The organism is Pseudomonas sp. BN515 (assembly GCF_029873155.1).
Taxonomy (GTDB): domain Bacteria; phylum Pseudomonadota; class Gammaproteobacteria; order Pseudomonadales; family Pseudomonadaceae; genus Metapseudomonas.
The window spans coordinates 82,705-97,675 of the sequence record NZ_SSOH01000093.1; the positions used below are offsets into that span (position 1 = coordinate 82,705).

At 66.3% G+C, this 14,971-nt stretch carries 12 protein-coding genes; 5 read left to right on the forward strand and 7 right to left on the reverse strand.

Going from position 1 to position 14,971, the window contains the following annotated elements; all coding sequences use genetic code 11:
• Window positions 1-110 precede the first annotated feature (110 nt).
• Window positions 111-1,136: a DUF1338 domain-containing protein gene (locus E8E91_RS28125; RefSeq protein ID WP_280380484.1), complete on the forward strand. Its 1,026-nt coding sequence runs from the start codon at window positions 111-113 to the stop codon at window positions 1,134-1,136.
• Window positions 1,137-1,278: 142 nt separating this feature from the next.
• On the opposite strand, the gene azu is transcribed toward E8E91_RS28125, so the two are convergent.
• On the reverse strand, window positions 1,279-1,728 hold the full coding sequence (gene azu, locus E8E91_RS28130) for an azurin (RefSeq protein ID WP_280370489.1): 450 nt from the start codon (window positions 1,726-1,728) through the stop codon (window positions 1,279-1,281).
• 121 nt (window positions 1,729-1,849) lie between these two features.
• On the opposite strand from azu, the gene E8E91_RS28135 reads away from it, so the two are divergent.
• The 4 genes from E8E91_RS28135 to E8E91_RS28150 all read left to right on the forward strand — a co-directional run bounded on the left by E8E91_RS28135 (window position 1,850) and on the right by E8E91_RS28150 (window position 4,194).
• The gene (locus E8E91_RS28135) at window positions 1,850-2,473 is read left to right on the forward strand and encodes a LysE family transporter (RefSeq protein WP_280380486.1); all 624 of its coding nucleotides are present in this window, start codon (window positions 1,850-1,852) and stop codon (window positions 2,471-2,473) included.
• A 251-nt stretch (window positions 2,474-2,724) separates the two neighbouring features.
• Window positions 2,725-3,312 carry a TIGR00730 family Rossman fold protein gene (locus E8E91_RS28140; protein WP_280380488.1) on the forward strand — a complete coding sequence of 196 codons (588 nt, stop codon included), beginning with the start codon at window positions 2,725-2,727 and terminating at the stop codon, window positions 3,310-3,312.
• A gap of 58 nt (window positions 3,313-3,370) precedes the next feature.
• Window positions 3,371-3,742, forward strand: a complete 372-nt coding sequence (locus E8E91_RS28145) for a DUF393 domain-containing protein (RefSeq protein ID WP_280380490.1) — start codon at window positions 3,371-3,373, stop codon at window positions 3,740-3,742.
• 5 nt (window positions 3,743-3,747) lie between these two features.
• Window positions 3,748-4,194 (forward strand): GNAT family N-acetyltransferase, encoded by a 447-nt coding sequence (locus tag E8E91_RS28150; RefSeq protein ID WP_280380492.1) that lies wholly within the window; start codon window positions 3,748-3,750, stop codon window positions 4,192-4,194.
• 210 nt (window positions 4,195-4,404) lie between these two features.
• Here E8E91_RS28150 and E8E91_RS28155 read toward each other — a convergent pair whose 3' ends face one another.
• The 6 genes from E8E91_RS28155 to E8E91_RS28180 all read right to left on the reverse strand — a co-directional run bounded on the left by E8E91_RS28155 (window position 4,405) and on the right by E8E91_RS28180 (window position 14,950).
• On the reverse strand, window positions 4,405-5,247 hold the full coding sequence (locus E8E91_RS28155; protein ID WP_280380493.1) for a mechanosensitive ion channel family protein: 843 nt from the start codon (window positions 5,245-5,247) through the stop codon (window positions 4,405-4,407).
• A 191-nt stretch (window positions 5,248-5,438) separates the two neighbouring features.
• Window positions 5,439-6,374, reverse strand: coding sequence for a transglutaminase family protein (locus E8E91_RS28160; protein ID WP_280380495.1), 936 nt, complete (start codon window positions 6,372-6,374; stop codon window positions 5,439-5,441).
• On the reverse strand, window positions 6,374-8,872 hold the full coding sequence (locus E8E91_RS28165) for a circularly permuted type 2 ATP-grasp protein (protein ID WP_280380497.1): 2,499 nt from the start codon (window positions 8,870-8,872) through the stop codon (window positions 6,374-6,376). The genes E8E91_RS28160 and E8E91_RS28165 overlap by 1 nt, the downstream gene beginning before the upstream one ends.
• A 93-nt stretch (window positions 8,873-8,965) precedes the next feature.
• Window positions 8,966-12,253, reverse strand: a complete 3,288-nt coding sequence (locus E8E91_RS28170; RefSeq protein WP_280380499.1) for a transglutaminase family protein — start codon at window positions 12,251-12,253, stop codon at window positions 8,966-8,968.
• Between the two features lie 355 nt (window positions 12,254-12,608).
• Entirely contained in the window at window positions 12,609-13,718 is a 1,110-nt protein-coding gene (locus E8E91_RS28175; protein WP_280380500.1) for an SO2930 family diheme c-type cytochrome, read from the reverse strand.
• On the reverse strand, window positions 13,715-14,950 hold the full coding sequence (locus E8E91_RS28180) for a parallel beta-helix domain-containing protein (RefSeq protein WP_280380502.1): 1,236 nt from the start codon (window positions 14,948-14,950) through the stop codon (window positions 13,715-13,717). The genes E8E91_RS28175 and E8E91_RS28180 overlap by 4 nt, the downstream gene beginning before the upstream one ends.
• Between the last annotated feature and the right edge of the window lie 21 nt (window positions 14,951-14,971).

The window sequence follows — 14,971 nt, forward strand, 5'->3', positions numbered from 1 at the left end:
CCCTCGTATTTCAGGAAAAAACGGAATGAACCCGCCGGATTTTTTCGTTTGCCCCGCCGCCGCCGGGCTGCTTGGATAGGCTCATCTTTCCTTCAGCCCGGAATCGCTCCATGTCCACCAACGAACGCCTGTTTACCCTGGTCGCCAGCGTGATCGGTGAACCCGCTGCCCGCTGGGTCGAAGCCCACGTGGAAGTCCCCGCTGGCCTGTCCGCATTCCCCTTCAGCGAAACCGCCGTGCATCGCGCCTGGCTGGCCGAGGCGCTGAACCTCTGCCTGTTCCACAAACTGGTGGAGGCGGTCCCCATCGGCCGTACCTACGTGGAAGAACAGCGCGCCAAGGGCCGCCATGTGGTGTTCGACCACGGCGCGATCCGCACCGTCGACTGGCCGGACAACGGCGCCCTGCCCCGTGGCCGCCAGGCGTTCGCCCGCCTGCTGGAACCCCTGGGCTTCGCCGACGTGCGCACCTATCCGCTGACCCGGCTGAAGATGACCGGCTACGCCTACCGGCAGATGGACCTTCCCGAGGACATCGCCCAGTTCTTCGTTTCGGAGCTGCATCCGGGCCGGTTCAGCGAGAGCTTCCAGCTCGCCGTGACCCGCGTGGTGGGCGACAGCCGCGACCCGCTGGACGCCAGCCACAAGACCGTGCTCGACACGCTCTGGCGCCAGCGCCAGTGCAGCTTCGCCGAAGCCCGGCACCTGCTGCCGGCGCTCTACCGTGCCTTCGACCGTCAGCACGGCGTGGTGCACGAGCAGGACTACGAACTGCTGCGCGAGGAAAGCGTGGAGATGGCCTGGATTTCCACCGAGGGCAATATGTTCAACCACCTCACCGATCGGGTCGCCGACCTGCAGGCGGTGGTGGACGAGCAGAACGCCAAGGGCCGGCCGATGAAGGCCAGCATCGAGGTCTCGGCCTCGGGCCGGGTGATGCAGACCGCCTACCGTGCGGTGCAGGTGCAACGCGACTTCGTCGATGCCGGCGGACGCGCCGTGCAGCGCGAAGTGCCCGGTTCCTTCGTCGAGTTCATCCAGCGCGATATCGATCCCGACGAAGCGCGCCTGGACCTGAACTTCGACAGCAGCAACGCCCAGGGCATCTTCAAGATGACGGCGGGTGATCGCCTGTAGGAGCGAATTCATTCGCGAAGGGCCGCCGGCGGCCCGTGGTCCCAGGCCGTTTCACGGCCTATCGCGAATAAATTCGCTCCCACAACAACCCCATGAAAAAAGGCCGCTACACGGAGCGGCCTTTTTCGTGTTCACCTCAGGGTCAGTCGACCAGGGCCAGGGTGCCCTTCATCATCGATACGTGGCCGGGGAACGAGCAGAAGAACTCGTAGTTCTCACCGGCAGCCAGCTTGGCCACATCGAAGGTTACGCTGTCGCTCTCGCCACCACCGACCATTTTGGTGTGTGCGATGATGCGGGCGTCGTCGGCCTTCAGGTAATCCTTGTCGAGGCCGGCGGTCATGCCTTCGGTGGCAATGGCCTGGGCATCGGCGGTCTTGCTCAGCACCCAGTTGTGACCCATCACGTTCTTGGCCAGCTTGCCGACGTGCTTGAGGTTCACGGTGAAGGTCTTGCAGCTCTTGCTGACCTTGATCTCTTTGGTATCGAAAGTCATCTGATCGGTGGCCTGCACATCCACGGTACATTCAGCAGCCAGCAGAGGTGCACTGGCCAGGGCCAGCACGGATGCAACGACGAGCTTGCGAATCATGGGAGTCTCCTTGGCAGAAAGGGCAGAAATGCCCCAGAAGGGAGACTGCCCCATTCGTCAGCGAGTTCCCATGACCTGCGGCAACAGGCCGCAATCCTGAAAACAAGGAAGTTCACGCCCCATGCTGTCGTTCTTCATCGCCGCCATGCTCCTCGGATTCGTGTTCAATGCCGCGCCCGGCGCGGTCTTCAGCGAGACCCTGCGGCGCGGCCTGCGGGATGGCTACCGGCCCGCGCTGATGGTGCAGATCGGTTCCCTGGTGGGCGACGCCACCTGGGCCGCCCTGGGCCTCACCGGCCTGGCCCTGCTGCTGGACAGCGCCACCGTGCGCTACCCCCTGACCATCGCCAGCGCCCTGTACCTCGCCTGGCTGGGGCTGCAATCCCTGCGCGACGCCCATCGCCCGCCGCAACCTTCGACCGAGGATGCCGGCGCCACGGGCGGCGCCTTCGCCTCGGGGGCCGCGCTGTCGCTGACCAATCCGCAGAACATCGTCTACTGGGCCGCCATGGGCGGGGCCATGGCGGCCGTTGGCGTAGCCGAGCCGACGCCCACGCACCTGGCGGTGTTCTTCGGCGGCTTCATGCTGTCGTCGCTGCTCTGGTGTTTCATCTGCGCCGGCCTGGTGGACTGGTTCCGTCGCGCCGCGTCCACCCTCTGGCACCGGGTCACCTACCTCGCCTGCGGCCTCTGCCTGCTGGCCCTTTCGGGGATGACGGCGGCGGAGTTGATGAAGATCGCCTGAGCTATCGGACCGATCGAAACAAACTACGGGCGGGCCGCCGGGGCACCGTCCTAGCATGGCGCCATTCATCCACAAGGAGATACGCCATGGACTTCCTGCAAAGCCTGCTCGCCGCCTATGCCGCCGGGGCTTGCGGCGCCTCCGCAGAGTGATTGCACCCCCTACCGTTCGGAAGCTGACTACTCGAACAACTTGGAGCCCGAGGACGAAGCCGGTACTCTTGCGCGCTTTTTTCGCACCAGGAGTCCTCCATGTCCTTGCGTTCCGTCTGCGTGTTCTGCGGCGCCAGCCCCGGCGCCAAGCCGATCTACCGTGAGGCAGCCGCCCTCCTGGGCCACACCCTGGCAGAACGCGGCATCACGCTGGTCTACGGCGGTGGTGCAGTGGGTCTGATGGGCACGGTGGCCGACGCGGCGCTGGCCGCCGGTGGCGAGGTCATCGGGGTGATTCCGCAGAGCCTGATGGACGCCGAAATCGGCCACAAAGGGCTGACCCGCCTGGAAGTGGTGGACGGCATGCACGCGCGCAAGGCCCGCATGGCCGAGCTGTCCGACGCCTTCATCGCCCTGCCCGGCGGCCTGGGCACCCTGGAAGAACTGTTCGAAGTCTGGACCTGGGGCCAACTCGGCTACCACAGCAAGCCGCTGGGCCTGCTGGAAGTGAACAGCTTCTACGACAAGCTCACCGACTTCCTCGACCACCTGGTGGAAGAGCGCTTCGTCCGCGACCAGCACCGCGGCATGCTGCAGGTCGGCGGCCACCCGGAAATCCTGCTGGACCGCCTGGAAGCCTGGCGTCCGTCCAGCGCGCCCAAGTGGGTCGATCGCAAGCCGCACTGACTGCCCGCCCGTCCCGGTCTTACACTGTCCGGGACGAACCTGGGGCCAGGAGTGATCGATGGCGGACGACGAGCGGATCAAGGTCTACTACAACAGCGCCTGCCCAGTGTGCAAAGCCGGCATCGAAGGCCAGAAGGGCAAGACCACCGCTTGCCAGGTGGAATGGGCTGACGTCCACCAGGACAACCGCGCGGTGGAAGAAATCGGCGAGAACCTGGAATACGTCCGCGAGCGCCTTCACCTGGTGGACGAACAGGGCGTCAAGCGCATGGGAATGGACGCCTTCATCGTGCTCTGGCGCCATTCGCCACGGGAGCGTTGGAAAGCCCGGCTGTTCTCCCTGCCGTTGATCCACGGCCTCTCTCAACTCGCCTACAAGGCCTTCGCCCGCGCGCTCTATCGCTGGAACAAGGCCAAACACCACTGGTGACATGCATGACCACTGCAATCGAAACCCTGACCGCCCTCTCCCCCGCCGACCGCCAGCGCCTGGTCGACGTCTGGGAAGGCGCCGTGCGCGCCACCCACCACTTCCTCACTGAGGACGACATCCAGTTCTTCAAGCCTCTGGTGCGCGATGCCTACCTGGATTCAGTGAGCCTGGCCTGCTTGCGCGGCGCCGACGGGCAGATCGCCGGTTTCATCGGCACGGTCGAGGACAAGGTGGAGATGCTCTTCGTCGACCCGGCGCAACGTGGCCAGGGCATCGGCCGCGCCCTGATGGAGCAGGCCTTGGCCCACGGCGCACGATCCGTGGATGTGAACGAGCAGAACCCGCAGGCGGTGGGTTTCTACCTGCACCTGGGGTTCGTCCAGCATGGCCGCTCGGACGTGGATGGCGCGGGCAAGCCGTTTCCGATCCTGCATCTGCGCAAGGACTGAAGCCGGCCAATCTTTTGTCGTGCTGTGGGGCGTTGATGGGTATCGCTCCGCTCCACCCATCCTACGAAGCTAAGCTGCGCGCGTTTCCTGTAGGGGCGAATTCATTCGCCAAGCAGCCCGAAGGGTTGCCCCTCAAGACTCCCAGCATTCGCTGACTACCCTCACCCCAACCCTCTCCCAAAGGGAGAGGGGGGCAGTAAGTGATCACCCCTACGGCTGTTGCACGATGATGGTCTGCGCCGGCATGGGTGCCGGGAAGTCCGCGCCCAGGGCCTCCTTGATCACCCGGTTGGTATCGAAATACACCTGCCAGTAGTTGTCGTTGTGGCAATAAGGCCGTACCGCCAGCACCGGTCCCACCAGGTTGAACTCGAGGATTTCCACATCCACCGGCGGCTCGGTGAGCACGTTGGGGATGGCGGCGATGCGCGCCTTGAGAACAGCCGCGGCAGCGTGCCAGTCGGCGGCGCCGGAGAGCTGGGCCTTGAGTTCCACGCGGCGGAATTCGTTGTGGCTGTAGTTCTGGATGGTGTCGCTGAAGATCTTGTTGTTGCCCACCAGGGTCATCACGTTATCCGGGGTGTTGATCGCGGTGGCGAACAGGCCGATCTCCTTCACCGTGCCGGTCACGCCGCCAGCGCTGATCATGTCGCCCACCTTGAACGGCCGCAGGACGATGATGAAACCGCCCGCCGCCAGGTTGGCCAGCAGACCGGACCAGGCCATGCCGATGGCCAGACCGACCGCCGCGATCAATGCCGCGAGGCTGGTGGTCTGGATGCCGAAGAAGCCGAGGATGCCCACCACCAGCAGGACGTTCAGGGTGACGGTGATGAACGAGCCGACATAGCGCAGCACGGTCGGGTCCACCTTCTGTCGCTCCAGGGAGCGCTGGACCAGTCCGACTGCGAAGCCGATGAGCCAGCGACCCACCACCCAGAAGGCGATGGCCGCGAGAATCTTGACGCCGAAGGTAGTGGCGTACTGCATGACCGTGGTCATAAACGCGCTGACCTTCTCGGTACCCACATTAACGATGGTTGTTTCATCCATGGCAAAGCACCTTGCAGGAGAGAAGTGGCCCCGAAAAAGCTAGCACGGCGCCGGCAAAGTGCTCGCGGCAACAGCCCGCGCGCTTTTGTAGGTTGGGCTGAGGTACGAAGCCCAACGAGACGGAGTCCCGCCTGAGGCACCGACGTTGGGCCTCGCTACGCTCGGACCAACCTACAGGAGCGGCAGGAGGGTCAGATGGCGAGTTCCCAGAGCGGCATGACGGTGACGCGGACTTCCGGGTCGTGGCTGCCGCCGCCGAGGATGACCCCGCGCAGCGGCGAGACATCGGAGAAGTCGCGGCCCCAGGCCAGGGTGATGTGTTCCAGGTTGGGCAGGATGTTGTTGGTAGGGTCGAAGTCCACCCAGCCATTGTGCGGGCAGTACACCGAGACCCAGGCGTGGGAGGCGTCGGCGCCGATCAGGCGCGGCTGGCCGGGGGGCGGCTGGGTCAGCAGGTAGCCGCTCACATAGCGCGCCGCCAGCCCACGGGAGCGCAAGCAGGCCAGCATCAGGTGGGCGAAGTCCTGGCAGACGCCACGGCGGCGCTCCAGCACCTCGGTCAGCGGCGTCGCTACCTGGGTGGCTTCGGCATCGAAGGAAAACTCGCTGAAGATCTTTTCCATCAGCGCCGCCGTGCCCTGCAGCAGCGGCCGCCCGGCGGGGAAACAGCCGGCGCCGAACTCGGTGAACTGGCGCTTGATGCGCACGTAGGGCGACTCCACCCGGTAGCGGCAGGCTTCCAGTTCGATGGACGACAGGGCGCGGCCGGTAAAACCAAGGGTGGCCGGGACTTGCTCCCAGGCCGGTGAGGCGGCGAGGTCCAGCGGCGCATGGGGCAGGACTTCGATCTGCAGTCGGGCGTTCACCTGCAGCTCATCGTGGGGCCGCTCGAAGGCCAGGCGCGTCAGCGGGTTGCCAAAAACGTCCGTGAGGTCCTGCCGCAGCGTGGGTTCGGGATTGATCAGCAGCTCCTGGCCGCTGCACAGCTGCCAGGGACAATCGCGCGGCCAGAGGTGCACCAGTTGCTGGGACAGGGATACCGGCGCCGAATAGCGGTAGTGGGTGTCGTGGAACACCTGGTAGCGGGCGCCCTGCACAGGGGCGATGGATTGGGCTTGCGCGCGCATCAGGTGGATACCGTTTGCTGGCTGACATCATCGACGTGGGCAAAATAGCGCAATCCGAGGCGGTCGGAGACCTGGCCGACGTTCTGCGCGATTTCCCGCAGCAACCCCGCCAGCCCGGCAAGCACCTCGGCCACGCTTTCGCTGCCGAACAGGGGGTCTTCCAGGGTGGCCAGGTCGAAGGCCAGCAGGCGCCCGATCAGACCACTCAGCACCAGCTCCTGGGGCGCGCCGAACTCCAGGTGCAGGCGTCCCAGGGAGCGCTCCAGGGCTTGCAGCTGGAAGCGCAGGGCGTGGGGGTTCTGTTCGTGCAGCAACAGCAGGTCGAGCACCGGAATCAGCTGTGGCGAGGCGAGGTAGCGTGAACGGTAGGTGATGGTGCTGTTACCCAGTTCCAGCAGCCACTCCAGGGCAACCGGGTCCCAGGCGGCACCGCCTTCGAGGAAGCCGGCGATGGCCTCGGCGTAGAACTGCACGCGCTCGATGCGGCGGCCGATCATCAGGAAGCGCCAGCCGTCGTCGCGGGTCATGTCGTCGAGGGCGAAGCCGGACAGAGCGGCCAGGGACATCAGCAAGCGGTTGAGGAATTCCAGCGCTTCGCCCAGGTCGGTGCGCTTTGGGTCCAGCGCCAGCGCATCGCGGTTCAGTTCCAGCACCGCGTGCCAGTTCTCCCGCGACAGCCGCCCACGCACCTGGGCCGCGGCCCAGTGCAGGCGGCGCAGGTTGGCGCTGACGCTGCTCGGCCACTCCTCGTCCAGCAGGGCCGCCAGAAGGCGCTGTTCCAGCGGCTCATGACCGCGCGGCACCAGGCCGACGGCGCTGGCCAGGTGCAGGGCCGATTGCAGGGCCTGTTCGTCGCCATCGGCATCCACATAGCGCGACAGCACCACCCGCAGCAGGCGGGCGCCGTCGTCACAACGTTCGCCGTAGCGGCCGAACCAGTAGAGGTTTTCCACCACCCGCGAGGGCAGGTACGGGTCCTGGCGGATCAGGTCACGTGCACCGAGGGAGCGCGGACGCAGAGGTTCTCCCACCACCGGCAGGTCAGCCAGCACCCAGGTGTCCTTGCTGGCGCCGCCGCGCTGCATGGACACCACTTCGGCATCGGCCGCCGACGCCACCCGCGTCAGGCCACCGGGCATCACCCAGTAGCGGCCGTCGCTTCCGGCCACGGCAAAGACGCGCATGCCGATGGCCCGCGACTGCAGCTCACCTTTCTGCTCGTCGCCTTGCCAGACCGGCGCCTGGGACAGCTGCGCCATGCGCTGGGCGACGTAGGCATGGGGATGGGCCTGGAGGCGCTTGCGCAGGGACTGCAACGCGCCATCGTGCAGGGCATGGCCAAACAAGGGCTCGAAGCTCTGGCTGGGGAACGCGGGCTTGAACACCAACCCGTCCAGGCCCTGCAGCGATTTCTCCAGCAACTGCCCCTGGCCGCACCACCAGGTGCCCAGGGTCGGCAGCAGCAGGTCTTCCCCAAGCAGGCGCTGGCTGACCTTCGGCAGGAAACCGAGCAATCCTGGCGACTCCAGCACGCCGCTGCCCAGGGCATTGGCCACCAGCACCCGCCCCTGACGCGCCGCATCCAGCAGGCCGGGCACACCCAGGGCGGAGTCGGTGCGCAGTTCCAGGGGGTCGCAGTAATCGTCGTCGAGGCGGCGCAGCACCGCATGGACGCGTTTCAGGCCGCCAAGGGTCTTGAGGTAGAGGGTGGCGTCGCGCACCGTCAGGTCGTGGCCTTCCACCAACGGGAAGCCCAACTGGCGGGCCAGGTAGAGGTGTTCGAAATAGGTTTCGTTGAATCGCCCCGGCGTCAGCAGCACCACCAGCGGCGTCTCGCCATCGCTGGGGGCATGGCGGATCAGGGTTTCCTGCAGGGTGCGGAAGTAGCCGGCCAGGTACTGCACGCGCAGGTCGCGATACAGCTCCGGCAGGGCGCGGGAGACGATCTGCCGGTTCTCCAGGGCGTAGCCGGCGCCGGACGGCGCCTGGGTGCGGTCGGCCAGCACGTGCCAGCGGCCGTCGGCATCGCGGGCCAGGTCCACCGCGTAGCTGTGCAGGAATATGCCGCCGGCCGGCTGCACGCCCTGGCAGGGCCAGAGGAAATTGGGGTGGCCAAAGACCAGTTCGCTGGGCAGCAACCCTTCGGCCAGCAGGCGCTGTTCGCCGTAGAGATCGGCCAGCACGGCATTGAGCAGGCGCGCGCGCTGGGCCACACCGGCGGCGATGGGCTGCCATTCCTCCGCCGAAAGCAGGTTGGGCAGCAGGTCCAGCTCCCAGGGGCGGTCGGTGCCTTTGGGGTCGGCGTAGACGTTGTAGGTAACGCCGTTTTCCTGGATCTGCCGCACCAGCAGCTCCTGGCGCTGCAGCATCTGCGCCGGACTGCTGCGCTCCATCTGCTGGAACAGGCGCTGCCAATGAGGGCGCACCCGGCCCTCCGCATCCAGCAGTTCGTGGTAGGCCGTGGCAGTCAGGGGGTAGTTGGCTAGCAGCTCGGACATCAACAGGCTCGGCAGAAGGGCAGCAGGGAAACTTTAGCGGACGGCAAGGCGCCCGGCCGCTGCATCAGCGGCTGGGGCGCTCCGTGCGTCCACCTAGCGGCGACGCAGATCCAGGGTCATGGGCAGTTCATCGTCTATCACCGGCGCGGCGGCCTGCAGCTTGCCCGGCGTGTGCCCGTGGCGGAAGAAGCGCGCCAGGCGGCGGCTCTCGGCCTCGTAGGCGTTCACCGGGAAGCTGTCGTAACTGCGCCCACCGGGGTGGGCCACATGGTACTGGCAGCCGCCCAGGGAGCGTTGCATCCAGGTGTCCACCAGGTCGAACACTAAGGGCACCTGCACGCCGATGGTGGGTTGCAGGCAGGACGCCGGCTGCCAGGCACGGTAGCGTACCCCGGCGATGAACTCACCCACCCGGCCGGTGGGCCGCAGCGGCACCGGTACCCCGTTGCAGGTGAGCACATAGCGGTCCTGCGCCATGCCGTTGACCTTCACCTGCACCCGCTCCAGGGACGAATCCACATAGCGCACGGTACCGCCGCCGGCGCCCTCCTCCCCCAGCACATGCCAGGGCTCCAGGGCCTGGCGTAATTCCAGGTCGACGCCCTTCACCTGGTAATCGCCGTATTTCGGGAAACGGAACTCGAAATGTGGGGCGAACCACTCGCTGCGCAATGGATAGCCGGCGGCATTGAACTCATGGACCACGTCGTCGAAGTCCTGCTGGACGAAGTGCGGCAGCAGGAAACGGTCGTGCAGTTCGGTGCCCCAGCGCACCAGCTTCGGCGGCTGGTAGGGCTCGTTCCAGAAGCGCGCCACCATCCCGCGTAGCAGCAGTTGCTGGGCCAGGCTCATGCGCGCATGGGGCGGCATCTCGAAGGCACGCAGCTCCAGCAGGCCGAGGCGGCCGGTGCTGCTGTCGGGCGAGTAGAGCTTGTCGATGCAGAACTCTGCACGGTGGGTGTTGCCGCTGACATCCACCAGCAGGTTGCGCAGCAGGCGATCCACCAGCCAGGGCGGGCAATCCGCGCCAGGCTCGGGCATCTGCCGGAAGGCGATTTCCAATTCGTAGAGGGCGTCGTTGCGCGCCTCGTCCACCCGCGGCGCCTGGGAGGTGGGGCCGATGAACAGACCTGAGAACAGGTAGGACAGCGAGGGGTGGTTGTGCCAGTAGCTGATCAGGCTGCGCAGCAGGTCCGGACGGCGCAGGAAGGGCGAATCCGCCGGCGTGGCGCCGCCCAGGACGAAGTGGTTGCCGCCGCCGGTGCCGACGTGGCGGCCATCGACCATGAACTTCTCGCTGGAAAGACGGCTCTGCCGCGCGGCCTCGTAGAGGAATTCGGTGCGCTCCACCAGTTCGTCCCAGTTGGCCGAGGGGTGGATATTCACCTCGATCACCCCAGGGTCGGGGGTGACGCGGAAGTTGGTCAGGCGCGGGTCGCTGGGCGGCTCGTAGCCCTCCAGCAGCACCGGGCACTTAAGCTCGCCCGCCGTGGCTTCGATGGCGGCCACCAGTTCCAGGTAGGCCTCCAGTTCGGACAGCGGCGGCATGAACAGGTAGAGCCGGCCTTCGCGGGGTTCGGCGCACAGTGCCGTGCGGGTGATGCCGGCGGCGGATTCCTGCATTCCAGGCGCACGGGGCTCGCCGGGACGTGCGGGGGTGCCGTCGCGCAACTGCTGGCGGATCAGCGCCGCGTGGCGCAAGGGTGGGAACTGCTGGCTCGGGTCGGCCGGGTTCACGTAGGGATAGTCCGCCTCGCTGACCCAGGGCTGGGAGTCCAGCGGCAGGCGATATCCCATCGGCGAATCGCCGGGGATCAGCCGGCAGTGTTCATCGCGGAGGAACCAGCGACCGCTTTCCCAGCCATCACCCGCTGCGCTGCGCGCCAGCGGCAGGATCTGGCCCACCACCTCTCCCAGGCCGCGCTCGAATATCCGGCGCAGGCGCTCACGTTCCAGCGGATCGGCCAGGCGGGCGTCTTCCGGCGTGACGTTGGCGGGCAGCTTGCGCTCACGCCAGAGGTAGTAGAACCAGTCCTCGAAGGCCGGAAACTGGTTGTCCCCCGGCACGCCCAGTCGACTGGCCACGCGACTGAGGAAGCGCGCCGCAAGGGGGGCATCGGCGCCGTAGCTACGGCTTTCATCGGCGTAGAGGGCCGGGTCCTGCCAAATCGGCTCGTTGTCCTTGCGCCAGTAACAGTTCAACGACCAGCGCGGCAGCTGTTCGCCGGGATACCACTTGCCCTGGCCGAAGTGCACCAGGCCGTGGGGTGCGTAGTGCCTGCGCAGGCGATGGAACAGGTCGGCAGCCAGGCGGCGCTTGTTCGGCCCAAGGGCGGCGGTGTTCCACTCCGGGTCGTCGGGATAGTCGATGGCGATGAAGGTGGGTTCACCGCCCATGGTCAGGCGTACATCGCCCGCGACGAGGTCAGCATCGATGCGCGCACCCAATTCGCGGATGGCCTGCCACTGCTCCTCGCTGTAGGGCCGGGTCACCCGGGGGGCTTCCCAGACCCGCTCGACGCGCATGTCGTGAGAAAACTCGCACTCGCTTTCATCCACCCCACCGCTGATGGGCGCCGCCGAGGAAGGCTCCGGGCTGCAGGCCAGCGGGATGTGGCCTTCGCCTGCGAACAGGCCGGACGTGGGGTCGAGGCCGACCCAGCCGGCGCCCGGCAGGTAGACCTCGCACCAGGCATGCAGGTCGGTGAAATCCACTTCGGTGCCACTGGGGCCGTCGAGGGACTTCTGGTCGGCGGTGAGCTGGATCAGGTAGCCCGAGACGAAGCGTGCCGCCAAGCCCAGGTGACGCAACAGCTGCACCAGCAGCCAGGCCGAGTCGCGGCAGGAGCCGGAGGCCAGTTCCAGGCTTTGCTCCGGCGTCTGTACGCCGGGCTCCATGCGGATCAGGTAGCGGATATCCCGCGACAGCTGCTGGTTGAGCGCCACCAGGAAATCCACCGTGCCCTTGGGCGTGAGGTCGATGCGGCCGAGGTAGTCGGCGAACAGCGGCGTGGCCGGCAGGCGGCTGAGATAGGGCGCCAACTCGCGCTGGTCGTCAGCCGTGTAGCTGAAGGGGAACTGGTCGGCGATGGGTTCCAGGAAGAAATCGAAGGGGTTGAACACCGCCATCTCGGCGACCAGGTCCACTTCGACCTTCATCTCGCGGGTCTTGTCCGGGAACACCAGGCGCGCCAGGTAATTGCCCTGGGGGTCCTGCTGCCAGTTGATGAAGTGTTTGCCTGGCGACACCTTCAGCGAATAGCCGAGGACGCGCGTGCGACTGTGGGGTGCCGGGCGCAGGCGGATGATCTGCGGACCGAGGTTGACCTCACGATCGTAGCGATAGTGGGTGACGTGATGCAGTGCGACATGGATCGACACGGCGTGCCTCCTGCGAGCCTGGGCGATGACGGGAGTCGCGCAAGACTTGTGCCAGCCCCCGAACCACGGATTTCGGCCCTTCCGAGCACCGGAAGAGGGCCACCTTCGCACCCGGATGACCCGGCCGCACAAAAATGGTTCGCGGCGGGCCAGCAGGTGAGACTCAAGCCTAGCGGTCGAAGATGAAGGAGAAGGGAACACGCACCGGACTGGTTAGGCCGATTGGGTATAAGTCCCAACGGGACCTGTAGGAGCGAATTCATTCGCGATGCAGGCCAACGGCCTGCTATTGAGGTCAGAGGCCGCTCCGCGGCCATTCGCGAATGAATTCGCTCCCACAAAAAGCCTGGGCTGCTCAGCACCCGTCCGGCAAGCCAGCGATCCAGCGCGTCAGCATCTCCAGCCCCTCGCGGTGGACGGTGGAGCGTCCCAGCTCGGGCATCATCACGCTGGGGTCGGTGCTTTCCACGCGGTAGATCAGCACGGACGCGTCGGGCTGGCCGGGGTGGATATCCACCAGGCGGTCGCCGGAGCCCTTGCCCGCCGCCGCCGGCTGCTTGCACAGGCCGAACGGGATGCCGAGCGGCGTGGCCGGGTCGAGGTAGAGGCCGGAAGTGCGCGCCGGGCCCTTGGGGTTGTGGCAGTGGGCGCAGTTGATGTCGAGGTAACTGCGCGCCTGCTGCTCCAGGCTTTCATCCTTGCGCGGGGCACTGGCCAGGGCGTTGCGCGGGATGCCTTCGGGCGCCGGCAGTCCTTGCAGCAATCCCTGGCGCTGCCAGCGTTGCAGCTGGTTATCCACAGCGTCCGTATAGGCCAGGTCACGGTTCAGGTGACGGGCCTTGGGGCCCAGCGGCTGCACGCCTGCGCCATGGCGTTCCTCGTGGCAGCCGGCGCACTGGTTGGCGTCGGGCACCTGGTAGTCCACCGCCAGGCTGCCGCCCTGCCCGTCCTGCAGTTCCAACGCCGCACTGGCGCCGGTCCATTCCAGGGTGGCTTCCTGCTGCGCCTCGTCCCACACATAGGGCAGCGCCACCCAGCCCTGTCGCTGGCGCAGCAGCACGCGGGTCTCCACCAGCTTCACCTTCGCGAGGTCCAGCCCCTTGGCCGGGCCGCAGTCATCCGTGGTGTTCTTCAGCAACCTGCCCTGTTCGTCCTTCGGGTAGTAGAACGTCTTGGTCAGCACGGTGCCGACGGGAAAGTCGAAGCGCTCCTCGCCATAGCGTGCCGCCTGCCCCGCCGGCATCCAGACGGTGCGCAGCTTGTGGGCGTAGTCGCTGAACAGGGGCGTATTGAGGTCGTAGACCAGGGCTTCTGTGACTGGACGCAGGTGGCCATCGGCGCGCTGCAACATGCCCCAGCCGCTGAGCTTTTCCGGGTAGGCCTCTCCCTCTGGCAGATAGAGGGGTTCATCCTGCTGGCCACAACCAGACAGCAGCAGGAACGCCAGGCAGATGGCGAGCCTCATGAACCCTCGCGCTCCCCGGCGCTGGCCAGCACCACTTCCGGCAGCGGTGGCAACTTGCAGCGGTGAGAATCCATGTCGGTGCTGATGTTCTTGAAGTTGTTCGGCCCGTCGACATTGACCAGGGTGGCCGCGCCGTTGTCGACGCAGATGCCCAGCTCCTCCGGCAGCTTACCGTCCACCAGCCGGGCCGGATTCACGTAGCCGTCCCAGAGGATGTCCGGCAGGCGGCCATTGATTCCGAACTGGGCGATCTTCAGGGCCTTCAGTTCCAGGTGATCCGGGCTGTCGCCGGCAGGGCCGAAGCGGTTGCCGTGAATGGCGATGCGTTCGGGGTAGGGATCGAAGTCCTGGGTGGTGGAGAGGTCGCTGTAGCCGGTGCTGAAGTAGCTGCTGACGATGATGTTGGCAGTGCGGTGGTTGCCGATGTCGTTGTCGAAGATTTCCACATCGTCGTTGGAGTTGATCACCACCCCGGAGCCGGCCGGTACGCTGGCCACTGGTGTGCCCTTGTGGCCGAAGTTGTCGTGGTTGTTGCCCTCCACCTTGTTGCGGTAGATGCGTGTGCCGTGCCCCGGCTGCTGCAGGTTGGGCATGTTGAACACCAGGATGCCGCCGGTATTACCCGTAGCGACGTTGTCGTAGACGTCTGCGCCGATGGTGTTCTCGATCTCGATGCCGGCGACGTTGCGTTCGGCGCGGCTATTGCGCACCACCGCGTTGCGCGACTGGCCGACGTAGATGCCGGCGTCGGACGCACCGATGGCCACTGCGCCTTCGATCAGGGTGTTCTCCGTCTGCACCGGGTAGATGCCATAGGCGCCGTTCTCAGTGGCCGGGCCGTTGGTCCATTCGGTGCGCACATTGCGGATGACGATGTTCCGTCCGCCAACCACCTTGAGGGCGTCGCCCTTGCTGTCTTCCAGGGCGAGGTCTTCGATGGTGAAGTCCGAGGCGTCCACCAGCAGCCCTTCGGCACCGGCCTTCTGGCCCTTGAAGCTGAGGATGGTCTTATCCATTCCGGCGCCCTTGAGGGTCACGCCGCTGACCTTGAGGCTGAGGCCTCGGTCCAGTTGCCAGGTGCCGGCGGGGATTTCGATGACGGTGCCGGGTTTGGCCTTGATCAGGCGTGTCTGCAAGTCCTTCTGGAAATCGGCATGGGTAACGGGGGATTCGGCCTGTTCGCCGCAGCCGGCAAGCAGGAGGGCAAGAGCCAGTAGAGAGGAGGGGCGCATGGGGCGGTACCGGGTTCTTCT